This window comes from Glutamicibacter ardleyensis, from assembly GCF_014644555.1.
In the GTDB taxonomy this organism is placed as follows: domain Bacteria; phylum Actinomycetota; class Actinomycetes; order Actinomycetales; family Micrococcaceae; genus Glutamicibacter; species Glutamicibacter bergerei.
This window is the reverse complement of sequence record NZ_BMKX01000001.1, coordinates 294,711-320,534: the sequence shown is the minus strand read 5'-3', so window position 1 is coordinate 320,534 and position 25,824 is coordinate 294,711. Positions and strand designations below refer to the sequence as shown.

Annotated in this window: 16 protein-coding genes; 6 read left to right on the top strand and 10 right to left on the bottom strand. The window is 54.8% G+C overall.

Going from position 1 to position 25,824, the window contains the following annotated elements:
* The first annotated feature begins 132 nt into the window (after positions 1 to 132).
* Entirely contained in the window at positions 133 to 3,333 is a 3,201-nt protein-coding gene (locus tag IEX04_RS01465) for a DEAD/DEAH box helicase (RefSeq protein ID WP_229676936.1), read from the top strand.
* Positions 3,334 to 3,339: 6 nt separating this feature from the next.
* Here the strand turns inward: IEX04_RS01465 and IEX04_RS01460 are convergent, their stop codons facing one another.
* Complete coding sequence (locus tag IEX04_RS01460; protein ID WP_188683159.1) at positions 3,340 to 3,783, bottom strand: MarR family winged helix-turn-helix transcriptional regulator; 444 nt, start codon at positions 3,781 to 3,783, stop codon at positions 3,340 to 3,342.
* 141 nt (positions 3,784 to 3,924) lie between these two features.
* On the opposite strand from IEX04_RS01460, the gene IEX04_RS01455 reads away from it, so the two are divergent.
* Positions 3,925 to 4,722: a dioxygenase family protein gene (locus IEX04_RS01455; protein WP_188683158.1), complete on the top strand. Its 798-nt coding sequence runs from the start codon at positions 3,925 to 3,927 to the stop codon at positions 4,720 to 4,722.
* A gap of 88 nt (positions 4,723 to 4,810) precedes the next feature.
* Here the strand turns inward: IEX04_RS01455 and IEX04_RS01450 are convergent, their stop codons facing one another.
* From IEX04_RS01450 to IEX04_RS01420, 7 genes are all read right to left on the bottom strand, one after another.
* Entirely contained in the window at positions 4,811 to 6,763 is a 1,953-nt protein-coding gene (locus tag IEX04_RS01450) for a S8 family serine peptidase (RefSeq protein ID WP_188683156.1), read from the bottom strand.
* Between the two features lie 544 nt (positions 6,764 to 7,307).
* On the bottom strand, positions 7,308 to 8,612 hold the full coding sequence (locus IEX04_RS01445) for an MFS transporter (RefSeq protein ID WP_188683154.1): 1,305 nt from the start codon (positions 8,610 to 8,612) through the stop codon (positions 7,308 to 7,310).
* Between the two features lie 435 nt (positions 8,613 to 9,047).
* Complete coding sequence (locus tag IEX04_RS01440; protein WP_188683152.1) at positions 9,048 to 11,363, bottom strand: AAA family ATPase; 2,316 nt, start codon at positions 11,361 to 11,363, stop codon at positions 9,048 to 9,050.
* 54 nt (positions 11,364 to 11,417) lie between these two features.
* Positions 11,418 to 14,612 (bottom strand): type I restriction endonuclease subunit R, encoded by a 3,195-nt coding sequence (locus IEX04_RS01435; RefSeq protein ID WP_188683150.1) that lies wholly within the window; start codon positions 14,610 to 14,612, stop codon positions 11,418 to 11,420.
* Between the two features lie 98 nt (positions 14,613 to 14,710).
* Positions 14,711 to 15,901 carry a restriction endonuclease subunit S gene (locus IEX04_RS01430; RefSeq protein WP_188683148.1) on the bottom strand — a complete coding sequence of 397 codons (1,191 nt, stop codon included), beginning with the start codon at positions 15,899 to 15,901 and terminating at the stop codon, positions 14,711 to 14,713.
* Positions 15,898 to 17,469: a class I SAM-dependent DNA methyltransferase gene (locus IEX04_RS01425; protein WP_188684037.1), complete on the bottom strand. Its 1,572-nt coding sequence runs from the start codon at positions 17,467 to 17,469 to the stop codon at positions 15,898 to 15,900. The genes IEX04_RS01430 and IEX04_RS01425 overlap by 4 nt, the downstream gene beginning before the upstream one ends.
* Positions 17,470 to 17,519: 50 nt before the next feature.
* Positions 17,520 to 19,553 (bottom strand): hypothetical protein, encoded by a 2,034-nt coding sequence (locus IEX04_RS01420; RefSeq protein WP_188683146.1) that lies wholly within the window; start codon positions 19,551 to 19,553, stop codon positions 17,520 to 17,522.
* A gap of 241 nt (positions 19,554 to 19,794) precedes the next feature.
* Here IEX04_RS01420 and IEX04_RS01415 point away from each other — a divergent pair, with 241 nt between their 5' ends.
* From IEX04_RS01415 to IEX04_RS01400, 4 genes are all read left to right on the top strand, one after another.
* On the top strand, positions 19,795 to 20,274 hold the full coding sequence (locus IEX04_RS01415) for a hypothetical protein (protein WP_188683144.1): 480 nt from the start codon (positions 19,795 to 19,797) through the stop codon (positions 20,272 to 20,274).
* Entirely contained in the window at positions 20,271 to 20,906 is a 636-nt protein-coding gene (locus IEX04_RS01410; protein WP_188683142.1) for an Rv1352/Rv1906c domain-containing protein, read from the top strand. Before IEX04_RS01415 ends, IEX04_RS01410 begins: the two co-directional genes overlap by 4 nt.
* A 54-nt stretch (positions 20,907 to 20,960) precedes the next feature.
* Positions 20,961 to 21,740, top strand: a complete 780-nt coding sequence (locus tag IEX04_RS01405; protein ID WP_188683140.1) for a TM2 domain-containing protein — start codon at positions 20,961 to 20,963, stop codon at positions 21,738 to 21,740.
* A gap of 388 nt (positions 21,741 to 22,128) precedes the next feature.
* Complete coding sequence (locus IEX04_RS01400) at positions 22,129 to 23,334, top strand: globin domain-containing protein (protein WP_188683138.1); 1,206 nt, start codon at positions 22,129 to 22,131, stop codon at positions 23,332 to 23,334.
* 88 nt (positions 23,335 to 23,422) lie between these two features.
* Here IEX04_RS01400 and IEX04_RS01395 read toward each other — a convergent pair whose 3' ends face one another.
* Positions 23,423 to 24,364 carry an AEC family transporter gene (locus tag IEX04_RS01395; protein ID WP_188683136.1) on the bottom strand — a complete coding sequence of 314 codons (942 nt, stop codon included), beginning with the start codon at positions 24,362 to 24,364 and terminating at the stop codon, positions 23,423 to 23,425.
* A gap of 128 nt (positions 24,365 to 24,492) precedes the next feature.
* On the bottom strand, positions 24,493 to 25,821 hold the full coding sequence (locus tag IEX04_RS01390) for an enolase C-terminal domain-like protein (RefSeq protein WP_188683135.1): 1,329 nt from the start codon (positions 25,819 to 25,821) through the stop codon (positions 24,493 to 24,495).
* Positions 25,822 to 25,824: the final 3 nt, after the last annotated feature.

Below are 25,824 nucleotides of genomic sequence, written 5' to 3'. Positions count from 1 at the left end.
CATAAGACCTTGTGAAATGGCCATTTTCAGAAGTATTCAGACTGAATGCCTAGCCGTACCTAATGCTAGGGCGAAACAAAATAGACTGGTAGCAGTCAAAGTTTTTGGCCCGCGCTGCAACGAATGGTGGACATGGAATACACCCTGACTTTTCCCGATCTGAATGGGCACTTTGCCGCTCGGACCATGATGGAGGGAAGCCTCATCATGAGTTCCGGCGAGGTGAGCCCGTACCGTTGGGTGCAAAGTACCGCGATGAGCCGGGTGTATGCGGACGTGGCTGACGCCGAGGTTTTCATGCAACTGGAACTAATCCACGGCAAGGTCCGCTACCGGTTTAACTGCACGGCCAAGGAATTGGAAGGGCCCTGCAAACACGTAGCCGCGCTGGGACTGTATCTCACCCGAAACCCGGACGAAGAACTGACGGTCAACGATGACCCAAAGCTGGAGGAACACGACGGAGACAGCCCACGCCCGGTGCCACACTGGCAGCGTTCATTGCATGCGTTATTGCCGGCGCTGGAAACAGAGATTGAAACGATCCCGCTTGGCCTGCTGGTCTCGATAGTCCACGAAAAATATCGTAAGCACGATGCCTATGATGTGAAGGTGCGTCCCGCGCAACCGGGCATTCGATCGCCGTGGGTGCAAAGCGGCGTCTCCTGGAGCCACCTGGCGTACGACAAAAGATTTGATGCCACCCAACGCCGAGTCATGATGGATCTTCATGGGATCTCACTGCGCATGAGCGAATCCCATTATTACGATCACTGGGGCAACGACTGGGTGACGCTGAATATGCTGCCCGGAGAAGAACTAGGTCGTATCCTGAAAAGCATCCGTGATTCGGGTGTGAGCGTGGTTTCAGCAAAAACCAAAGAACCGATCAACTTCCCGCTGGCACCCGCACAGGGGCTGGTGAATTTCATAGAAGATGATCAGGGCCTAAGGCTGGAACCAAAAATTGTGGCTCCCGAAGGATTTCCGACCTCGATGATCGCCGTCGGAACGCCACCAGCAGCAGCGATCTTCTGCGAGGGAAACCCGGAGAAGGCCAAAAGTTTACACCTGGCTTGTTTTGAACCGGCGATTACCAACGAACTCATTGAGCTGGTCCGCAACGGTCCAGTACAGATCCCTAGAGACCAGATCCCCGAGTTCAACCACCTCTTCATGCCACGCGTGCGCCGAGTGGCGCCGCTAGACAGCTCTGATGGAAGCTACCAAGTACCAGAGCCTTCCCGTCCGGTGCTGAAGCTTCAACTACGTCACTCGCTCAACGAACTGACCGGTGAATTCTCCTGGCACTACACCGACGCTGGTCCAAGGCAGCGTGCCGTGGAACAAGAGATCCTGCACAGCGTTTTGGACAAGGTGGGAACCGAACACCCGTTGATTCAGAGCAGTACGGGAAGTTTCGCGTCTTTGCAGCTGAATTTGAGTGCGAGCATCGACTTTGTGCTGGACACTTTGCCATTGTTGCGCGAACACCCGGACGTACAAGTTGATGAGCAAAACGCGGTCCCAGACTATCGGATGGCCCCAGGCCAAGCGGTAGTCAACATTGGTGTGGGCGAAGCGAGCAATGATTGGTTCGACTTGAACGTCGATATCAAGCTTGCCGAACGTCAGATTCCCTTTGTCGAACTGTTTAGTGCGCTCAGCGCCGGGGACGACTACCTGGTGTTGGAAGATGCCCAAGTTGTCCCCATCAATGGCGAAGAATTCCATGCCCTGCGGCAACTGATCTCAGAGGCCGGCGAGCTAGCGCAGAGCACCACCTCCGGGGTGCGGATGCACCGTCTGAGCATTGATTGGTGGCAGGAACTTCTTGCCCTGGGAATTATTGAAGCGCAAGAAAATGAGTGGCTCGCCGCCATGGCGAAACTGACCGGTGCGCAAGGTCCCGAGCATGTTGAGGTTCCCGAAAGTTTCACCGCAACCTTGCGCGATTATCAGCAGCAAGGACTGAACTGGTTGGACTTCTTGCGTCGTCATCAGCTCGGCGGGGTGCTGGCCGACGACATGGGGCTGGGCAAAACTGTTCAGCTATTAGCCGCCTTGGACAAGGCGCGCATTGAAGATCCGCAGGCCAAATATCTGGTGGTCGCACCGACCTCGGTTGTTGGCAACTGGGCGAGCGAGGCGGAGAAATTCACCCCGCAATTGAGCACGGTAGCGTTGGGCGAAACGAGCACCAAGCGGCGCAGCAGCGTGGCCGAAGTAGTGAGGGAAGCGCAGCTGGTAGTGACTAGCTACGCAATTTTCCGATTGGATTTTGAGCAGTTTGAGGATCTGGGTTTCTCGGTACTGATCCTGGATGAGGCGCAGATGGTGAAAAACCATGTCTCTAAGGGATACAAGCAGGTCCGCCAAATTCAGATCCCTTGCAAATTTGTGGTCACCGGCACCCCGGTGGAAAATAACCTCTTGGAACTTTGGGCGTTGACGTCTCTGGCCGCGCCCGGGCTCCTGGGAGGACTGAAAGCATTCAAGGATAACTACTCCAAACCCATCGCTTCCGGCGATGGTTCGCGTATGCAGCGGCTGAAGAAACGCTTGCGCCCATTTGTGTTGCGCCGCACCAAGGACCAGGTAGCCAAGGATCTTCCGGCGAAGACCGAACAGGTCATCCACGTCGAGTTGGAACCGGCACACCGCAAAGCCTATGACCGGCGCTTTCAGCGGGTGCGACAAGAAGTTTTGGGACTAGTCCAAGATGTTGATTCCAACCGTTTCAAAATCTTGCAGTCGCTGACTTTGCTGCGCCAGCTCGCGTTGGATCCTTCGCTGGTAGATGAAGGCAACGGGCCAAGCGCCAAGCTGGAGCTTCTGCAATCTTTGCTGGAAGACGCTGTGGCCGAGGGGCACAAGATCTTGGTCTTCAGCCAATTCACTTCGTTCTTATCCAAGGCCCGTGGGGTAGCGCTCGGACTTGGCTTTGAGACCGGTTACTTGGATGGAAGCACCAGCGGTGCGAGGCGACGTCAGCTGATTGAGGACTTTGGTGCCGGTAAATTCCCGGTCTTCTTCATCTCGCTGAAGTCTGGTGGGTTTGGTATCAATCTGACCGCCGCTGACTACTGCATTTTGCTGGATCCGTGGTGGAACCCGGCGGCAGAAGCCCAAGCTATCGACAGGGCGCACCGTATCGGCCAGGACAAGCCGGTCTATGTTTACCGGTTGGTTGCCAAGGACACGATTGAAGACAAGGTTTTGGCTTTGCAAGCTAAGAAAACCCAGCTCTTTAACGATGTACTGGGAGATTCGGATCAGATGGCCTCGGCAACCACTTTGGATACCGATGACTTCCTTGCGTTGCTTGAGTAAGGACTTCTAGCTGCCGACTTCTCGGTCTTCATTCATTCGGTGCAATAGGTCTGCGAAGCGGCGTACGTCTGCTTCGTCCCATTCGGACAGGCGACTGTGAAGCCGGGTGCGCAGGGTGTGGCCGCTGACCTTCCACGCCTCCTGCGCGCTAGGGGTGATTGAGACCAGCTGGGCGCGTCCATCGGCAGGGTCCGGGGTACGTGTAATTAGACCCATGGTTTCAAGCTGTTTAACCATCCGGGAGATAGTGGCCTTATCCAGCTCAAGGTGCTCGGCAAGAACACCTTGTTGCTGGGCGTCGTTGTGGATCAAAAACGCGAGGATTCGGTAGCCGGGTGCTTGAAGATCTGGGTGGATAGATCTCGCGCGATCGCGGAGCGATTGCCGGGCGCGAAGCAATGTGGCAGTGAATTCTTTTTCCACCAGGTTAAGCAGCTTTTCATCGTGCATGGCTTCTAGTCTAGTGATCAGTGAGCCCACCGTTGACAATTTACTCGCTACTAAGACTCTGGATCCGAATTGCGACGAGCCGTATCTTAGGCAACAAAGAAAAAGCTTTAACCTTCAACTATATTCATGTATGCTGAATTCATGACACAGCCAGCAGAACTTCCCCCAGTCTTATTCCTGAGCCACGGCGCCCCGCCGCTGGCCGACGATGCCCGGTGGACCAGCGAGCTGGCCGACTGGTCAAACACCATTAATAAGCCCAAAGATATTCTCATGATCTCCGCGCACTGGGAGAATGCTCCGGTCACGCTCAGTGCAACAACGCAGAAAAACGAGCTGGTTTACGACTTCTGGGGTTTTCCGCAGAAATACTATGATGTTCGCTATGACGCGCCCATGGCTCCGGACCTTGCTCTTGAAGTGGAACGGCTGACCGCCACTCACGGTCACCACGTGGAACGTGACGAGAGCCGCGGACTGGATCACGGTGCTTATGTTCCGCTCAAAGAAATGTTCCCGGAGGCTGATGTTCCGGTGGTGCAGATGTCCATGCCGACACTGGATCCGGCAGGGCTCTTTGAGCTGGGCAAATCATTGGCTCCCTTGCGTGAACGTGGAACCCTCATTGTCGGCTCCGGCTTCACCACCCACAACCTGCGCTGGTTCAATCCTGCCGCGGGCGCCGATACCACCCCACCGAGCGCATCCAGCGAATTTGATCACTGGGCCGAAGAGGCAATGGCGCGCGGGGATGTGGACTCGATCCTCGACTTCATGCATAAGGCCCCGGCCGCTCGTGAGGCACACCCGCGCTCCGAGCACTGGGCTCCGCTCTACGTTTCGCTCGGTGCCGCTTATGCATCCGGTGGCATCGATGCGAAGACTGCCATCGACGGCTTCTGGTACGGCCTGTCCAAACGATCCTGGACGCTCACCTAAAAGCTGGTTTCCAGCGGCGGTTGTGTAGTCACCGACACAAGTTTGGGGTTGTTCGCCAGCTGGCGAACAACCCCAAACTTGTTGTGGCTTAGTTAGCGCTCACCGAGGCATCATCGATGCGGAACACCGTTGCCTTGGCTGAATCTTCAACCCCCTTGAAGCGCAGGGTGACCGTCTTGCCGCGGAAATTATTCAGGTTGACGGTGCGTTCCTGATAGGACGTACCGGCATCCAAATTTGACCAGCTGCCCATGTTGTAAGTTCCGTATCCATCAATTACTTGGACGCTGATCTTGTCGTAGGCGTAGGAAGTCGTTGTCTCGTCCGTAAGTACCCGCAGATGGAACTTCAGCTCCGCGCTGGATGCCGAAGAAGGGATGGTTACCTTCTGATCCAGGGTGTAGGTGTTGGAATTTCCCCAACCGTTCAAGCCTGCTAGTCCATTGCCGGTGCGGGCTGCGGAACCGGTTTCGAAGGTGTCGGACCGGTTCGCGGTCCAGCCGGTCGAGCCGTCCTCAAACCCCGGGTTCTTCAGCAGGTTGCCGCTTGGTTCTGGCTCTGGCTCTGGATCGGGATCCGGAGTGGTCCCACCAAGTGCGTTCATGATCTTCGCGGCATCAACCAGCCCGGTACCGCAGCCGATGCTGCAGCCTGCTGGCATGGCCCGGGTCCCATTTTTCAGTGCCGTTTCAACCTGAGCAGGCGACAGTGAAGGGGACTTTGATTTCATCAAGGCCACCATGCCTGCCACATGTGGAGTAGCCATTGAGGTGCCCTGGTAGAAGGCATAGCCCTCTGCCGATGGGGTGGTAGAACCGGTATTGATGGTTGAAAGTACGCCTTGGCCGGCGTATCTGGTATCCCCGCCCGGTGCCGTCACATCAATGGCTGAACCGTAATTGGTATAGAACGAAGGGCCGCCCGAGGGGTTGCTCGCGGCCACTACAACAACGTTGGAGCAGTTGGCAGGGCGAACATTTGAGGCGTTCTGGCTTTCGTTGCCGGCAGCCACGATGACCGAAGTTCCTCGTGAGACCGCGGTGTCGATGGCTGCCTGATAGGTGGTGCCGCACGCACCGCCGCCGCCCAAGGACATGTTGATGGTGTCTGCGGGGTTCGTATTGGTTGGAACTCCTGGAACGTATCCGCCGGAGGCCCAAATGATGGCGTCCGAGATATCTGAGAGGCTACCTCCGCATTTGGCGAGGACGCGCACGGGAAGCAACTTCGCATCCGGTGCCACTCCTGCAACGCCCTTACCGTTGTCGGTGACGGCGGCTACGGTGCCGGCCACGTGCGTGCCATGCCATGAAGAGTTGCCTGAATCGCTACCGCCACATTCACCAGCTGCGTACCAGTCGCCCTGATCTTGTGCATTTGAATCTCGCCCGTTGCCGTCACGCGCAGAGGTGGCATTAGAAACAAAATCGTAGCCGGGCAGGACGTTCGTGTTCAGATCCGAGTGCAAGGTGATACCGGTATCAAGTACCGCAACGACGCTTCCGGAGCCCGTGGAGGTGTCCCAAGCCGAGGGTAGTCGCATGCCGTTAGTTCCGCTGTAGTGCCATTGTTCAGCGTATCTGGTGTCATTTGGAGTCATCGAAATCTTCATCATGGCATCGGGTTCAATTGCCTCGATCAGACCTGATTTGGCCATATCCTCCATGAACGCATCGGCGTCTTTGCCCTTGAGTTCTTTGTTGGATTTCACCACGAAGCTTCCAGTTGCCATGCTGCGTAGCTCCTTGACGGAGACTCCGGCCTCTTGAGCGGCCTTGCCCCAGGCTTTGGCTCGTCCTGACTTGCCAGCGTTCTGTGCCGAGGCTTTGTAAGTAACGATGAACTGATCGTAAGCCTCGTCCGCTACCGGAGGTCCGATCTTGACGGTCGCCTCACTGTTTGGTGCGGGGTTGGACTTTTCAGCCGGAACCTTGATGGGCTGAGCTGAAGCAGGCAGGATGCCGGCTCCAAATCCGGCGAAGCCGATGGCCACGGCCGCGGATACGGCCAAGGTTCGCCTGAGAGGGGAAAAACGTGCCATGAATGTTCTCCTTGTTGGGTTTTGGGCGCACTGATCTCGGTGATCAATCGAGGTGATGTGTGCCGATAAGGAGCGTAACCGTTTCGTTATCTTGAAGGAAGTGCTTATCAAATAAATCTTTTATAAAATTCTGCGGACGAAACTCATACTTCATAAATTCAAAACCATGGATCGCGGACGCGTCGGGGTTTAGCTGTGAATTATCTTCCAAGTGTGAATAATCCACCCAGAAACTTTTCAGAAATAAGCTGACTACGGCAAACGTGTAACGATATTGGTGGCCCGAGTACGTAGAACAGATGTCTCATTCCCGGAAACAATCGGATTCTGAGATCAAAAATCTAATTCGAAGCGTGTGGGGTGGGGCCTGGCTGCCCATTCGAATCATTTGATTAAGATTTCGGGCGGCTGCGCTGAGCATGATTTTCCGATGTCGTAGCTACTAGAGCTTGGAAACGACTCAACGTGCTCGACTACTTAAACAGAAAGTGGTGGCCGCCTTCCGAAAGAAGGCGACCACCCGCGGTCTGGAGCGAATATTTTGTTACTTCACGGCTCGCGGCGCGGATCCAACTACTGGTTTCACGCGGAAGGTGATGACTCCGAAGAGCACTGCCGCCAGGGCCGCACCCAATGCGAAAACGAGGAAGTTCGAATTGACGCCAAGCCCCGAGGCCAAAAGCAAGCCGCCGACCTGAGGTGCCGCGACTGCGCCAATGCGTCCCATGCCCATAGCCCAGCCAAGAGCCGTGCCACGCAGGTGTTCCGGGTAGTGATTGGCAACGGCTGCGATCAGCAATGCGGCTGTGCCGTGCGTACCTACGCCTGCAAGGATCAGCATGGCATAGACGACAGCAACCGGAGGAGTGGTCATGATGACAGCCAAGGCAATACCGGCAACGAGAGCGGCCACAGCGGAGGATGGTGACGCGCCAAAGCGGTCTCCGGCCCAAGCGGTAATTACGGAGCCGCCGACGGCGCCGAGGTTCAGCGCAAGCGCAAAGGTCAGCGCGGAACCCAAATCATAGCCTGCTTGTTCCATGAGACTCGGCAACCAGGTGCCCAATCCGTACCAGGCAAAAAGAATTGCCAGCGAGGCGACAGCAAAAAGCACCGAGGCGCGTAGATACGGTGCGCGCAGGATCTGTCCGAAACCGGAATTGCGACGAGCGCCAGGTCCGCTGCGGTGCTCAAATGAAAGCGTTTCTGGAAGGTAGCGGAAGCCCATGGGAACAACCACGACCAGCGCAATAATTGCCAGTAAGAACATCATCTCCCAGCCGAAGGCGGGGATAACCCAAATTCCGGTGATGGCAGCGATGGATCCGCCAATGGGAACACCCGACATCATCAAAGTAGCCATGGTGGAGCGCCAGCGGTCAGGAACCAACTCAGCGACCATAGCGTTCGCGGACGGAACCAGTCCACCCAAGCCGATACCCGACAACAGACGAAGCAGTCCAAAAACCACAGGGTTTGGCGCGAAGGCGCACAAGATGGTCAGGGTGGAGAAGATCATGGCACAGGCCAAAATGGTACGGCGTCGACCCAGCGCGTCGGCGAGGCGTCCGGCGCCAAGCGCGCCGATCATCATGCCTACAAATGCCAGGGAGCCGATGGTTCCCATGGTCGTTGGGGTGAGACCCCAATCATCCATAGCAAGCAATGAGGACTGAACAGTACCGTAGACAATCAAGTCATACCCATCAAAGACCACCAGTAGCCAGCAGGTCAGAATCGCAAGAACAGCTTTGCGCTGTGACAGCTTCTTTGGGCCGGCAGACGGGGCGGAGTCCGTGTGATTCTGACCGGTCAAACCGGCGACGCTATCAGAGATGGGTGAAGTCATAGGTTCAAGTGTTCCCTGTCTCACACTTCTAAGCTCTAGGTTTCTGCTGTGCAGAATTTCCGACCGTTCGGTTGGTAACCCGCATCTGATGCCCTTGGTCCCGAGCATGACACTCCGGGATGCCTAGTTGGGGTTTGTCGATACGGACCCACTATTCATCCCGCATACTTGGCTGGCTTTGTCATTCGCGAAAGTGGTACCGGAAATCCGAACGCGCGCATGCTCATGAATCCTTACGCGGTGCTCTAAAACCGGAGAATGATCCCTCGTCGATTAGTGTGGATTATTCGACGCTTGCGTCGCCGGACCATTTCGGGCAGTGAATATGGAAACGCTAGCCAAAGCCCGTAAAATTGCCCGGCAAGTGGGATTGCCCCGAGACAATTGCACGAATGCTGCTTTACAAGAGATCCCGAACTTTAGTCGACGTTGGTTCTAGGGGAGCAACGACTGAATCTTCACAAGTTGGCCGTGGGTCAGAGCACCTATTGTCCGGTTGTAGGGTCTCATAGCTCGAATGAACTCAGCCGATACAGGTGGGTTATCAAAGTTAGTCGCTCTCGTCATTTGCTCAAAATGATCAGAATCAATGTGCTTAATTGTGTAGAGGAGTGCTTTGAAATCAGTTTCTGTAAGTGGAGCCCAGCTGGATGAGGCTGGCGTAGGGCTTTGTTCATGGGAACGATGATTTAAAACAGTGAGGGTACGTGTTGCCAAGGGTCGCAATTCATCTGCGTACTTGGTGGCTGTCCAAGCTGATTCCACTGATTGTCGGAGATCTGGAGTGGCTGGTCGCTTGTAAGAAAGAAACGCTTCGAGTAATCGACGCCCTACGTTTCCCAGTGCCATAAGGTGATGTGCATCAACAAGGCCAGAAGCAGCCGATGCAACGCTCCAGAAAAGATAGTGATATTCGCTCGGGAAAAGCCGCAACGTTTCTGTCATTGGTTCAAGGCGCCACTGAGTTTTTTCTTCTGTCTCATCCCAAACTGGACCCGTCTGCAACAATCTAATTTCGTCGATCGTCTGTCCGTCTGATCCCAAAGCCCGCATGCTTGACTTCAAAAAATCAAAGTTGTGGGTCAAAAGGACTGTTTGTGACCACTTTTTTCGCTCTTTCGAAATCAATGCCACGCATGAGGCAGAATTTTCGCCATCTAGACTGTTTACAGGATCATCGATGATGACTACCTTCTTAGTAGAGTCATACTTAATGTCGTCTAATGATTTCAAAAAGTAAATAAACGAAATGACATTTCTTTCGCCGTCGCTGAGGAACTCGGCGGGCTTATCGTGACGGAGAACCGAGTATTCCTTGCCGGAAGAGCGAACTTCCAGGTCTTCCCGACCTAAATGTAATCGGAGGGTATTGGAGATTTGCGAGGCCATTTCGGATGTATCTGATTCAGCATCTACAATCTCAGTCAATCGCAACTCGATTTCGTCTAGACGATCTTGGATTGTCTTCATCTCAATTTGCCGGGCCGTAGCATCTGATCGAGCAGACAGAATCGCATCTGAATGAACTGCGATGATCCTATTTTCGAGCTCGTCAATTGCGTCTTGCCGCACGACTCCGAAGGACTGGACGAGTGCGTCGTATTGAGCTTGCAGGTTACGAATGGGAGTAAGATCGACCATTGTCAAATCGATTGTTGGCACAGTGAGCATGGCCTCAGGGTTGCTCGACTTGAGTCGCGCTGTTTTGGAGATCTCTCGAAGCGAACTGGCTAGACGCTTTATCTTGTCGATGATGAGGTTTCGTTCTGTGACAAGCTGTGTGTTAAGAGCACCATTGGGAAGGGTACTAGTTTCAAGGTTTGTGATGTAAGTCTTGATTTGTGCTTCTGTTCGATCCAGATCGTCGGCGATCTGCTTACACTCGTTCTTGATTTTGGAATGCTCGTCAGTAAATGTTCCTCTGAGTGCCTCAAATCGATCGGCTGGGATTTCCTGAGTACAAAATGGGCAGTCGGATTCGTGCACAAATTTATGGAGGCCATCGCCAAGCCAGTCAAGTAGACCCGGATCACCGGTTATCTTTTCGGCGACAGCCGCTGCTGGTGTATGTGCAAACGTGGCGTTGAGTACCGATTCGTCAACTTCGACAGAAATATCGTCAAGTTGCGCTATGCGGTATGGTTCAGGTGGAGCGGAGGATAGGGTTTGTACTAGTGAATCATGATCTTCGTTATTAGGGGTAAATGCGGACGATTGTGCAATTTTCCCCTGAAAGGTTCGATCGTTCTTGTACAGCGTTGAATGGAAGCGTTGATCATGTGGGGAAAGTAGCGATACTAGCTCAGCTTTTGCTTTTTCTCCGACCGATCTATCAGTTGGAGCCGACTTTGTATCAGTAACCAATTTGCGGATATCCGCGTTCTTGGATTCTTGCTCGGCTTGGAGCGCAATCTTCTCCTTTTTGTCCGCAATGGTTTTTGAACCGAGTGTAATGCTTCCAGCTCCGGCGGATCCATCGATGAACTGTGCTAAATTCTCTGAAACATAGTAACGATTAAATACAAATACTTTTGTGTCCCAATCTAACGTGTCGTTGCCATTAATAGTCATGGGTTTCAGCATTGAATCGTTTGGTGGGGCAGCGGTTGCTTGTCGGATGGCCTCTGTAATTGAAGTTTTTCCTGATCCGTTACGGCCAAAGATTATTGTAGTTTGCCCGAATGTGGTTCCGTTCATTATATTTGGACAAAGACCACGGAATCCTGCTTTTGATTTGATACCAGTTAACATATTTCCTTCATTCGGTTTTGAGCTATCGCAAAGTTCTGCGGGGTTGGAAGTTACCTAGATCCTCTGGGCCATGGATTCCATCTGCTCAATGACAAGCTTGATGGCTTCAGGCTGCTTATCCGGCGGATAGCCATTGAGAATAAGCAGTCGTTTCACTGATGAACGTAGCTTTGCTCGCACATCTTCGCGAACGGTCCAGTCGGTGCGGACGTCTCGGCGCATAACTGTGACCAGCTGCCGTGCAATCTCTGCCAACATGTCCTCACCTTGCCCCTTCACCGCAGACTCATTGAGCGCCACAGCATCATAGAACGCGAGTTCATCCTGATCGAGTGGTGGCGAAAAGTGCTGACCGCGATTGGCTTCGGCGGCAACTTCCTTGGCCAGTGCCACAAGCTCGGCGATGACTTGTGCCGAGGTAAGTTGCTGGTTCGTATATTTGATCATCAAATCTGTAATACGTTCCGAGAAAGCGCGTTGGCGGATGGTGTTGTTACGTGTGGACTTGGCTGACTCCTCAGCCACCAGTTTGCGCAGTGCCTCGATAGCGAGCTGTGGATTTCGTGCCTTCTGCGTCTTGGTAATGAACTCTGGGGTGAGATCATCCAGGGAGGGTTCGGGCATACCTGCTGCAGCATAAATATCGAGCACATCGCCAGTCGCATCCGTAGCCGAAGCGATCAGTTGACCGAGCATGCGCTGTACTTCTTCTGGGACCGGCTGTCCGGCGGCTTGTCGAGCTTGGGCATCGTATTTGCCCATCCAGACACGGATTTCCTCGTACACCTGAATTTCTGGGCGTAGTTCCTCGAGCTGTCCAGAACCTGTAGTTAGTGCCCACGCCCTGGCTAGCTGACTGGATAGCAATCGGTAACGTACGGCCAGCGGCTGTGCACCATCCTCGGTGGGAGTATTTCCAGGTGTCGCCGAATCGCGCAGATAATTGACGGCACCGGTCACTGCATTTAGAAATGCCTTCGGTCCCTTTTTGCTCAGCACCGCACGCCAGTCGTAGCCCACGAGTACTTCTCTGATCTGGTGCACCAGCTGAACGGCAATGACTACCGCTTCGTCAATGTTCTTGCCAACGGGCCTCTTGTTCTTATCTTTATCGGTATATTCGGTCAGCGCCTTGGCAAGGTTTTCAGCCAGCGGAGCATAGGCAACAAGCAGACCGTCCGCTTTGCCGCGGAAGGTACGGTTCACGCGGGCAAGCGTCTGCATTAGCAGCGCGCCCTTTAGTGGGCGGTCAAGATACAAGGTGTGAAGCGGCGGGGCATCAAATCCGGTGAGCATCATGTCTTTGACGATGACCAGTTCCAGCTCGTCGCTCGGATCTTTGAGTCGTTCCTTGATGGCGTTGTTCGCGGAGTCACGGCGCACGTGATCCGAGACAGGTGGAGCGTCTGAGGCAGTGCCCGAGTAAACGACCTTGATCTTGCCCGTGTCGAGTTCAGCCGAATGCCAGTCTGGGCGCAGAGTCACGATGGCCGAGTAGAGGTTTGCACAGATTTCGCGTGTACCGCCGACAATCATTGCCTTGCCGTGGGTTGTAGTTCCCTTGGTGTCTGCGATGAACGGAGCGACGGCATCGCGGCGGGTCTCCCAGTGCGCCACCAGATCCTTGGCCAACTCTGCCAATCGGTCCGGAGCGCCGTAGACGGCATTGACCACGGCCACGGATTGCTCGATTCGTGCACGCTCGGTGTCATCCAGACCCGTGGTTGCCTCGTCTGCGGCGGAATCTAAATCTTCTTGCGTGAGACCGTCGGCCAGCTGAACCTTGATCAATCGAGGTTCAAAGTACACCGGTACGGTGGCACCATCTTCCACCGCGCGGGAAAGATCATAAACGTCGATGTAGTCGCCAAACACATCACGAGTATTTCGATCTTCAAAGGAAATAGGGGTACCGGTGAAAGCGATGAGCGTGGCATTGGGCAACGCATCCCGCAAGTGACGTGCGTAGCCGTCAAGGTCGTCATAGTGGCTGCGGTGGGCCTCGTCCACAATCACAATGATGTTCTTGCGATCTGAAAGGAGAGGGTGTTCGGTACCGGAGTCTTTCTCTTCTTTGGTTCTGCCGAACTTTTGCAGCGTGGTGAAGTAAATTCCTCCGGTGACCCGTCCGGAGAGTTCAGAACGCAATTCGGTACGGCGCCGAATTTGCTTTGGAGTATCTGGGAGAAGTTGTGACCGGGCAAATCCGGAGTAAAGCTGGCCATCTAGCTCATTGCGGTCGGTGATGAGCACTACCGTGGGGTTCTTCAATGCGGGGTGCCGCATCACGGCTGCCGTGTAGAGCTCCATTTCCATTGACTTGCCGGAACCCTGGGTGTGCCAGACAACGCCGGCCTTGCCGTTGGTGCGCACCGCATCAATGGTGGAGCCAACTGCCTTAGTGACGGCAAAGTACTGGTGCGGTTTGGCGATTCGCTTGAGCAGTCCCTCAGCACCAGCATCAAATGCGGTGAAAGAACGCAGAAGTTGCAAGAATCGTGTCGGGTTGTATAGCCCGGTAATAGCCGTCTCTATTGGAAGCACTGCTTCGCCGTTGATGGTGTGCCCGGCAGGAACCGGCACACCATCATCATCCACATTCCAAGGAGAGAAATGGTTCAGCGGCGTGAACGGTGTCCCATACTTCGCTTCAAGACCATCCGAAGCAAAAGTGAATACACAAAAACGGAAAGCAACAGGGAACTCGCGCAGGTAAGTCTGCAACTGAGCATGTGCTGCAGCAACATCAGCAACCTTTGAACCTGCACGTTTGAGTTCCATAATGCTCACAGGCATGCCATTGCAGTACAAGACAACGTCGAAGCGACGTTTGTAGTCGCCCTGAACCAAGGTGACCTGATTGACCGCCATCCAGTCGTTGTCAGACTCCTCGGTACCGATGATCCGCAGCGTGGGGTTCTGCTCGGTGCCGTCGGGTTCCAGATAGGAGATCCGGTGCCCATCCACAAACATCTTGTGCATCCGGTGGTTTTCGGTGATCGCGTCCTGGGAACCAGGAGCGGAGATCTCAGCCAGGGCCTGCTGCAGGTACTGCGCCGGGACGCCGGGATTCAGCCGGCGCAGAGCGGCGAGCAACCGTGGACCGATCAGCAGCTCGTCCCAGGACTCGCGCTCGTCAGTGCCCGGTGCGATCTGGTCCCCATGAAGTGGACGCCAGTTCTCGTCACCGAGTTCTTCGAGCGCGAGCGCCTCCCAATCGGCCTCGCTAAAGCTGGTCTGCAGTGTCATCGGTCTTAAGTCCCCCTGAACTTGTTCCTGACCTGAATCTATCGGTTATTGATAAAAGCTGGGCAATGTTGCAGCCGGTTACTGCAACATCGCCTGTGCTAGATCGCTGCAGCCACGATCTCTTCGGCTTCCTTGACGCGGAGCTTGCCTGACATCAGATGCGGCAGTAGTGCGTCGCGAGTGGAGGCAAGAGCTCGGTTCTCGGCCGCTAACATAACGCGGAGCGCGTATAAGTGTTCCGTTGCAGACTCGAAATGGTTGATAGCTTCCGCATCTGGGACTACAGTCGTCGCTTCTTCCAGATCCTTCTTATTGAGATGGATCACCGTGGTTCCGGTTTTGTAGTTCTCGATAGTGGCAAGCGGCTGTTTGAGCGCCTCGCGAACAAAAGCTGGGCCAGCTAGTTTGCTGCTGAATCGGCATACCCGTTGATTGAGGAGGCCCGGATCACCGAGCCAAGTAGTTGCTCGGAATTCGGCATCCATCCCGACCACCACGTCACCGGCCCTCACCACGATTTCCTTTGTACGTGACTCTGTGGTCCAGACTTGTGAAGTAAACGTCTTGAGATCGCGAATTCTAATAAGTGGTCGGCCGGAGCCGGGCTCCGCGAACTTGTCGCCTTTGAAAGCTTCTCCGAACTCGACCGAGAAAACGTCTAGCAGAGGTTTCAGGATACTATCGGACGTCTGTAGCGCAGTGTCAAATTCCACGCTAATAATAGTTTCAGCAAGTTCTGCGAGCTTTGTGTTGGCAGCAATCTTGTCGTCGAGTGCACCGAGCACTTCGGCGATGGCTTGCTGTTGTTGGATGCCAGGAAGGGTTAGCGTCATGGATCGTTGGTCAGTCAAACTAACGTAAGGTGCCATATCCGTTTGTCCCTTGAGGAAATCGAGTTGACGTGTGAAATCTGCTGAAACTAATATGTAACGCAGATAGGATTGGCTAATTACCGATTCGTCAAGGCTTCGCCAAAAGGTAGTTTGGGGAGAACAGACGAATTCTGGTGAACCTTTGGGAGCTATTGCTACCTTCCCGACTGTGCCTTTGTGAGACAGAATTGCGTCTCCAGGCGCTCCAACCCCCTTGCGAATACGCGCCCTGGCCACAGAATTAATGCGGCCGGCTGTGGAAAAATTCAAGACACCGTCGGACATGTCTGCGGCGCGAATGAAGCAGACCCCGGACGAATCAAATTCATCCGGTCGCGGTCGATCGTTCCCATGATTGCCGTCTTCGACCCGAAGCAGTCCTTCCGACACCAGATCAAGGACTCGGGCGATTCTCATGAGACCCTCCGCAACTGCTCGCGCACAACAGTAGTTAACCGCTTGGACTCATCGAGCTGTTCAAACAGTTCGTTCTTCAGGCGAGCGATCTTTTCCTCGATCGGTTCGCCATCGTCCTCCACGTCGGCCGCGCCCACATAGCGACCTGGTGTCAGCGCGTAGTCCGCTTCCTTGATCTCCGCCAAGGTCGCCGAATAGCAGAAGCCGGCTTCGTCGTTATATTCCTTGCCATCAGCAGACGCGCTTCCGCGCCACGCGTGGAAGGTGCCGGCAATCTTCGCGATGTCCTCATCGCTCAAGGCACGTTCGGCGCGGTCGACCATGTAGCCCAGGTTTCGTGCGTCGATGAAGAGCACCTGCCCGGTGCGATCCACGGCACCATGTTCGCCAGCGCTCTTGTCCTTGGCAAAGAACCAGGTGCATACCGGGATGCCAGTGGAGCGGAAGAGCTGGGTTGGTAGTGCGACCATGCAGGATACCAAATCTGCTTCGACCAACTGCGCGCGGATCTGTCCCTCGCCGCCGGAGTTCGAAGACATGGAACCGTTGGCCATGACGACCCCGGCAGTACCACCGGGTGCCAGCTTCGAAATGATGTGCTGGATCCAGGCGTAGTTGGCGTTGTTTGCCGGCGGAACGCCGTAGCGCCAGCGCGGGTCAGATTCGTTGCGTGCCCAGTCCTTGATGTTGAACGGCGGGTTGGCCATGACGTAGTCGGCCTGCATATCAGGGTGCTGGTCTCGGGCGAAGGTGTCGCCCCAACGTGGGGCGAGGTTCGCATTCAGTCCGTGGATGGCAAGGTTCATCTTGGCCATGCGCCAGGTGCGCTCGTTGAGCTCCTGCCCGTAGACGGAGATTGCGGTGCGGTCCGCGTTGTGCGCATCCAGGAACTTTTCAGTCTGGACGAACATACCGCCCGAGCCGCAGGCCGGGTCGTAGACACGGCCGCTCGTCGGTTCGAGGACCTCGACCAACACACGAACCACGCCAGCCGGGGTGTAGAACTCGCCGCCGCGCTTGCCTTCGGCACGGGCGAACTTCTCCAAGAAGTATTCGTAGACCTCACCGAGCAGGTCTCGGGCTCGTCCGGCGCCTTGACCGGTGAAGCGGGCGGTGTTGAACAGATCGATCAGTTCGCCCAAGCGCCGCTGGTCCACCGAATCGCGGTTGAAGATGCGCGGGAGGGTGGCCGCAAGGGTCTGGTTGGCTCCCATGATGGCGTCCATTGCCGCATCGATCAGCTCGCCAATGTTCTTAGGAACTTCGCCGTCCATGGCCGGAAGTCCCTTGGCATTTTCGGCCAGGTAGTTCCAACGGGCATTCGAAGGGACCCAAAAAACACCACGTCCGGTGTATTCATCCGTGTCATCGATCAGCTGGTCGATCTGATCTTCGGTCATGCCGTCCGCAGCAAGCTCGGTGCGGAGCTGTTCGCGTCGTTCGGTAAATGCGTCAGAGACGTACTTCAGAAACACCAGACCAAGGATTACATCCTTATATTGGGATGCGTCCATGGAGCCGCGCAGTTTATCTGCGGCCTTCCACAGAGTGTCTTTGAGTTCCTTCATGGTGCTCGGCAACGCAGCCTGCTTGGTTGCCGATTTTCGTGGTGCAGCCACTATGGCCGTCCTTCCGTACTGGTATTTGTCTTCATCATCTCAAGTTCTCCGTTGGTTATGCCACCGACGAGACGATTTGAAAATTCTTCTAGTCTCTTGAGCCGCTCTTCTGCCGCTTGCTTTTCGGAATTTACCTTCAAGAGCGCAGCTGTCAGACCACTGACCTGATCTGATGGCACAGTACGCACACCCCAACGTTTCCAATGCCCGGTTGCCCCGCTATTGATATCAGCGGCGAGCACTAAGGGAACTATTCCGTGCACTGATTGCTGGTCGACTCGCAATATCTGAGCCGGAAAACGTACGGCAGCTGCTCCCTTGGCGTCTACTTGCGCTCCGGGATGCGGCCCGCCGTGAAAGACAATATCGCCTGGCTCCGTCAATTTAGCCCGTGGATACTTTGCCGCCAACGCCAGTGCCGGAATGGTTCTGGTCGCTGTTCCCTCTGCCAGGTCTTCGGCCTGCCAGACTTTCACTCCTGAAGAATTTTCCGGAGCAAGATCACTTTCCGAGATTCTTGTCCCGGGCAGGTGCTGGATTGCCCCGGACTGCTGCAGCTCAGCCACGGTTTGGAGGGTCTTTTGAGCGCCTGCATTATGTTCCGTTGTTCGTGCCTGTAAATGAATATCAAGCTCAGGTCTGCATCCAGCGGTGCGGTTCGCTTCATCAAGTGCAGCTTCAGTTCTAACCAGAGCTTCAGCACTATTCGAATAATTCCCAGCTGGGAGCTGGAAAGTAGTTTTTGCTACCGGGACGAGTCCAGTCTTTGAGGCGAGGATGGTGCTCGTCTTCATCAATTGGGCAAATCGGAAGGCATGGCGCCGAATTGACTCCAAGCCGCCAAGGGAAGCCGCAATGTCGGTGGCGAGATCACCCATCACCGAGTCGTCGATTGTCTGATCCAAAAGGTCAGCTATCAAAATTCCGCGCTCGCCGAGCGGAACTGATGTGGGCTCCGGCCCCAGTACCCAGAATCCCAACGCTTGTTGTGGCTTTGATATGACCAAGCCGCGGGGGAGTCTCACCGCCGCACGCACGCGTCCCGAACGGAGAATCGATGAACGGGCCCCTTCCAAATCGGGGGAGTTCAACTGATTGATAAGCAGTGAAGCTGGTGCCAGTATTATGGCTCGCTCATCTTGTTGCAGTTGAAGTACCAGTTCTTCAATTGCGTCCAACATAGCTGCGAAAGACATTTGTGGATCGCCAGGTCCAGGGTATTGGGCTAGGTGGACTAGTCCGCGCTGTGAACCATCTGAACGAATCAGCGCGACATTTTCTTGTGCTGCGGAGAAGGTCCGGAGTCTACGCAGTGCCAGTCGAGAGATAGCAGTATCAGCAGTTGGCTTCTCCGGAAGCAAAAATGTGCCGAACGCTGATTCGCCGAGTAGCTTAGCCACAGTAATCAGCAGGTCACTTCCGCCGGGAGTATTTTCGGTGAAGCAAAGCGACTTGCTGCTGATTTCCAGCGCTGCGGTCGCTGCGATCTGAAGCGCAGAATCGGACAAGGCGCATTCGGCCAATTCTGAATTGTTGAGACGGAACCGGTCTGCCATGAGTTGTTCGAAAGCCGGTACAACACCGAATGCGGCATCGACTAAGCGCTCGGTGTATTTCACCAGTGACAGCGAGGCTTGGTCAAGCGCCTCAATTTCTGAATAGATGAACGCATCTTCCGGGTCGGTTTCATCTGCCAAGTCCAACAAGTCTTCGTAATCCAAATCGGAGAGACGCTCTCCACTGATCGCATACAAAGCAAGAAGCGCCGAAACCGACATGAAATCAGCGCGCGCACCCAGCGTATGGGCGGTCATATCCTCGGCAATATGTGCGTTGTTTCCGCGCCCGGTAGTTTCGAGCCAGGCCACGACCTCGGTTGCATCAAAGAATTCTTGTGTTCCATTCCTCGTCGCTGATTCCGGGAAAGGGACTGCGCTCGACTTGGAGCGGGATCGCCACACACTCACGACGGGGCGTTGGACGTTGGCCAGTCGCGCAATATCAGAAAGGGATAACAACTCTGTACTGGGCATCTTGAGCATTTTCCTTCCTTACATACTTGGTCGCGTGGTGAGGGTGTGTTCCATGAACTTATGACTTCGAATACCGTTGTTTTGAGTGTATCTCTGATAACCCCCATTATCAGCAAAATAACTGACATGGGTTATGTCTCACCAGCAAGATTGATCTCAGAACGCTACCGGCTGATCCGGCACACTTCTCGAAGTGCAATGGTGTTCTTTCATCACTGAGCATTTTCCCCAGGAGCACATCATGCAGCCAACATTTGAGGGACCAATCGTCCCGCCAGAAATGCAACGCCCACGAAAAGCGCAGAATCGATGGGTGTTGCCAGCGGCCGGCGGATTGGCTGTTGGCTTGGCACTTGGGCTGGGGCTTGGAGCCGCCACCACAAACGGTGCAAGCTCCTCACCGATCAGTGAAAAGAAGCTCAACGAAATGATTGCCAGCTGCGGCATTACCTCCGATGGATTCAACATCCTGGATGGAGGCGCTGCAATCGAGCTCGACACCAAAGGCCAAGAGAGCTTTGACTCGGGAACGTCTGACTACGTGGCGTATATATGCATGTTGAACGAAATCGGAGTTCCCGAAACGACTCAGCAAAAAATCGGTCGAACGCGTGCTTTGGATGGCACCCAAACCGATTCGTGGGACGGGCTCACCGCCAGCTGGTCCTATCACCCGGATAGCGGTTCAAATATCTTGATTGAAAAGGACAACAGCAAATGAGTGGCCTGAACACAATGGAACAGTCGTCGTCGGCGGTTCCGAATAAACGGTGGAGCAAGAAGAAAACTGCGGCCCTCATTGTTGGAACGCTCTTGGTTGCCGGATCATTTGCCGGAGGAGTATTCATCGGTGTCGACAGCGTTGATCCCCGTGAATCCGCGGAGTATCAATCGCTCTCGGATTCCAACGAGATTCTGCAAGGCGAGCGTGACGATGTGCAAAGCGAACTGGATGATCTCGAAGGTGGCATTTCTGCCAGAGAAAGCGCCGTCGAGGAACGTACTACGCAGCTCGACGAACGTTCGACCGGATTGGATGTGCGCGAAGAAGAGCTCGCATCCCAGGACAAGAAAATCACAGCGCGCGAGAAAGCCGTCGGCAAGATCGAAGTCGAACAAGCCGAGAATTCGGTAGAAAACGGTGTCTGGACAGTGGGGACTGACATCAAAGCCGGCACCTACCGAACCAAAGAACCAGTAGGCAGTGACTGCTATTGGGCAGTACTCAAGACCGGTACTAACGGCTCGGACATCGTCAACAACGGTATTCCCGGCGGTGGACGCCCCACGGTCTCCGTGAAAAAGGGCCAGGACTTTGAATCCACCCGATGCGGTACTTGGGTCAAGCAGTAGACCCTTCATCAACCCCGTAATCCGCACATCATCAATCACACCAGAGGAATCATCATGAGTTACACCAACGCAGCACCCGCTCAACCGCAGTACTACCCGGCACCGGCCTACCCGCAGAAATCCTTCGTCACCACTTGGTTGCTTTCGCTGTTTCTCGGGGCCTTGGGCGTGGATCGTTTTTATCTGGGCAAGGTGGGAACGGGGCTACTAAAACTATTCACCTTTGGCGGACTGGGCGTCTGGGCGCTCATCGATCTGATCATTATTCTTTGCGGAGGCATGACCGACAAACGCCGGCAGCCTCTGGCCGGATACTCCAAGCACAAAATGCTTGCCTGGATCGTGAGCATTGCAATAGTTGTCATCGGCGCGATTGGCGGTGCCAATAGTGCAAATAGCTCCACACCGAGTACGGCACCAATCGTCCCTGTCGTGGAACAGCCAGTAACGCAGCCCATTGCTCCCGAAGCTGAGCCACAAGAAGCCGTGGCCGAAGAAGAGACAGTGGTTGAAGACAAGCCGGCGGAAGCTGCTTGGCAGGAAGTTGTTTCTCTCAAAGGCAAGACCGATAAGTCCAGTGCAGTTTTTGAGCTCACCGGTGGCGAAGTGCGCATGAGCTACAGCTTCAAAGGTGGCGAAAATATGGCGCTGGGATCGATATACGTGCTGACCGAAGGTACCGACCTGATGAAGGACGGTGGAATTCCCGAACTCATAGTTGATTCTCCGGTAAATGATGAGACCGCACTGCACAAATCCGCAGGAAAATACTTCCTGGATGTCAACGCCGCGAACTTCGACGGTTGGACCGTCACCATCGAAGAGAAGCGCTAAATAGAATTCGTGGTGGCTCGTTTGGGGACGAGCCGCCACGGGTATGCGCCCGGGTAGTTTTCCTTATGGGGAGGGAAACTACCCGGGTTTTGCGCATTGTCTTAGGGGCCGTATGAAGATTTCTCGTTCGATTTAGTCGTAACAATTACTTGGAGTCAGAACTCTATTTTCCATTAATAGCATCGATAGGCGAACTGGTTGGTGTACAAACCACAAGTCAGCCAAGGGCCCAAAAAATAGCTGGAACGAAAAGAAAATTTGGATGTAAATCGAGTCGGATCTTCCTTCACGAAACTTACTGTCAGCGACCGAACTTCGGTGATAGCTTCACGCTAAGTCCGCCAGGATTTCTTGCTGGTGGAATAGGTACTAGCGAGGAGTCAGCGCCATGCTTTCCGATACGTCCCTGCCGATTATCAGGGCCACGCTTCCAGTGGTCGGTGAAAATATCCACGAAATTGCCCGCCGATTTTACGACCATATGTTCAAAGGTCGCCCCGAATTGCTCGACGGGCTCTTCAACCGTGGCAATCAGGCCGATGGGCATCAGCAACAAGCTCTTGCCGGGTCCATTGCCGCATTCGCCACGAACTTGGTGGACAACCCGGATAATCTTCCCGATCACCTGCTCAACCGCGTAGCCCACAAGCACGTCTCTCTGGGGCTGCGCCCGAATCAGTACGCCATTGTTCATGAGAACCTGATGTGGGCCATCGTCGATGTCCTCGGCGATGCGGTGACTCCCGAAGTCGCGGCAGCTTGGGATGAAGTGTATTGGCTGATGGCTAACATGCTCATTAACAAGGAACGCGGACTCTATTCCGCGGTGGATTTGAACCCAGATGAAATCTGGCGCACTTGGGAAGTAGTTGAACGCAGAGAAGAGACCTCAGACGTGGTCACCTTCGTGGTCAAACGGACCGATCCACGCCCCACCAAACAGTCATTACCAGGGCAATACGTCTCGTTGAAGATGCTCATGAAAGACGGTGTTCACCAGCTTCGGCAGTATTCGCTGACCGCCGCGGATGATGGCGACCATCGCCAATTTGCCGTCAAGAGAGTACAAGGCATCCAAGGAGCACCTGACGGAGAAATGAGTAACCTGTTGCACGATACCGTGAAGGTGGGGGATCGCGTGCAGTTGTCAGCACCATTTGGTGACGTGGTGCTGAACTACTCCAACCGTCCGCTTGTCCTGGCGAGCGCGGGTATTGGTATCACCCCTATGGCGGGAATGCTTTCGCATACGGTCAAATCCGACACCGACCGAAAAATTCAGTTGCTCCACGCGGACGGTGAGCCGGGTACCTTTGCCTTGCGACGCCAAGTCGAAGATTCACTGGCACAGCTTAATGAGGGCAAACTTGATGCCTGGTTTGAACGTCCGGATGGCACCATGGCAGAAAACGAGCACTCCGGGTATATGAACATCGATGATGTTCAATTGCCTGAAGATGCCGAGTACTACCTCTGTGGACCATTGGCATTTATGAAACTTGTGCGCAGCGCCCTGATAGCCAGGGGGATTCCCGCCAAGGACATCCAATATGAAGTTTTCGGCCCTGACCTGTGGCTTGCAGATTTTCAGTAGTTAGGTGGTAGCGCAGCCAGAATCCGGGTGGCCTGCCTACGTATTTTTGGCAGGCTACCCGAACGTCTGCTGGTTACTTCTGTACGAGTTATCCGAGTAGAAAAGTCGCTAGGAGCACAGTAGGAACGGTGAGCAACGTGCTGGTAAGTACTACTTCACGGGGGATCGCGACGTCTAGTTTGAATTGCAGTGAGAACAGCAGGACGTTCTGTGCTGTCGGCAACGCGGCCATGATAACCACGCCCAGAAGGTCTACTCCGTCTAAGCCAAAGACGAATCTTGCCATGAGCCAGGCGAGCAATGGCATGAACAGCACCTTGAACGCCGTCGCTACATAAATTTCTCCTCGCAGGCTCTTGTCGGAGAGCGGGCGTTGTCCATATAAGGACATGCCGAATGCCATGAGCATCAATGGGATCGAGGCGTCGCCAAGCATCTGTACTGGTGCGTGAATAACCTCGGGCAAAGACCAATTGAAGAAGGAAAACACCGCGCCAATGAAGGTGGCGATGGTGACCGGGTTGGCAACGGATTTAACAATCGTTGTGCCCAGTGGCTGGCTCTCCGTGCCACCTCGTTGTGCCCGGGAAGCCAAAGCAAACATGCACAAGTAGATCGGAGCAATGATCAGCAGCTGCGCAATGAGCACCGAGACGACTGGGTTGGTGCTTCCCACCGCGTAAAGAGCTAATGGGACACCAATATTTCCGGCGTTAACGTAGCTAGTGGACATGGCGGCGGCTGGTAGTCGGTGCGTGGGCGTCTTGAAAACCAGCTTGGAAATGAGGGCGAAGAGGCCGCCGGTAAGCACCGCGGTGATCAGTGCTATGGGAGTGAATACGCCGATCACGGCTCGCAAGTCGGTCCCTGAGAGCAGCACGAACATCAGTGCTGGATTCGTGATGTAGAAGATCAGTGGGGTCAGGCCCTTGGCAATCATCTCCCGTTTGCCCGGCAAGGCCACGGAAGTCGCTAGTCCTATGCCGATGAGGATCAGCACTATCGCAAATCCTTGTAATACTCCCTGCATAGGGCCTTCCTCTCCAACAAATCTGTGGCTGCAATATATGGTGCCTGGCATAGGTGAAGACGGTGAAGATAACTTAGGTAGTTATCTTCACCGTCTTCAGTGCGTTATGGCGATGCTATATGGACTCACTAGCGCACCAGGCAAGGGCTCTTCGAATCGAAGCTCCACCCGGGGATCAGGTACTGCATTGACACTGCGTCGTCACGCGAGCCGAGCCCATGTTCGAGATAGAGTTCGTGGGCCTTCTGAACGCGATCCATGTCCAGCGAGACACCTAAACCGGCGCGCTGCGGCACTTTGATTTCACCGTCACGGATCAATAGCGGTTCTTCGGTGAGCCCCTGGCCGTCTTGCCAGATCCAGTGAGTATCAAGTGCAGTGATCTCACCTGGTGCGGCGGCACCAACTTGAGTGAACATTGCCAGCGAAATATCGAAGTGGTTGTTGGAGTGTGAGCCCCAGGTTAACCCGAACTCGTCGCACAGCTGGGCGACTCGCACCGAACCGGACATGGTCCAGAAATGTGGGTCTGCCAAGGGAATGTCCACAGCGTTGGTGCGTACTGCATGTGCCATTTCGCGCCAGTCGGTGGCGATCATATTAGTGGCGGTTTGTAGCCCGGTGGCACGGCGGAACTCGCTCATGACTTCGCGGCCCGAAAAACGGCCTTCCGGACCGCAGGGATCCTCGGCGTAGGCGACGATTCCCTTCATCCGATTGCCCAGGCGAATGGCGTCCTTCAACAGCCAGCCGCCATTTGGATCCAGCGTAATGCGAGCGTCCGGGAAGCGTTCCTTCAACGCGATGACAGCGTCGACTTCGGCGTCGCCGGGTTGAACTCCTCCCTTGAGCTTGAAGTCCTTGAAACCATAACGCTGCTGGGCCGCCTCTGCCAGACGTACCACGGCCTCTGGAGTCATGGCCTCTTCGCGGCGTACTCGTTCCCAATCGTCTGCACCTTGCGGTTCGCGTAGGTAGGGAAGATCGGTTTGGTCTGGGTTACCCACGTAGAACAGGTATCCGAGCATCGGCACGGCGTCACGTTGCTGTCCATCACCAAGCAGTTCGGCGACCGGAACACCAAGGAACTGTCCGTGCAAATCCAGCAAGGCTGATTCCAAGGCAGTGACCGCGTGCACCGTGGTGCGCAGGTCAAAGGTTTGTGCCCCGCGGCCGCCAGCGTCGCGATCTGCGAAACGGGCAGCGACCTGGCGAAGCAGCGAGCGGTATTTGGCCACCGGCGCACCGGTTAGTAGTGCGCCTGCTTCTTCAATGGTTGAACGGATTGCTTCACCGCCGGGCACTTCGCCCAAGCCCGTGCGACCTTCGGAGTCAGTGACGATTGTGATGTTTCGAGTAAAGAAAGGCCCATGTGCCCCGGAGAGATTCAAAAGCATTGAATCGTGCCCGGCGACGGGGATGACCTGAATTGAGACGATAGTTGGCTGGTTACTCATCTA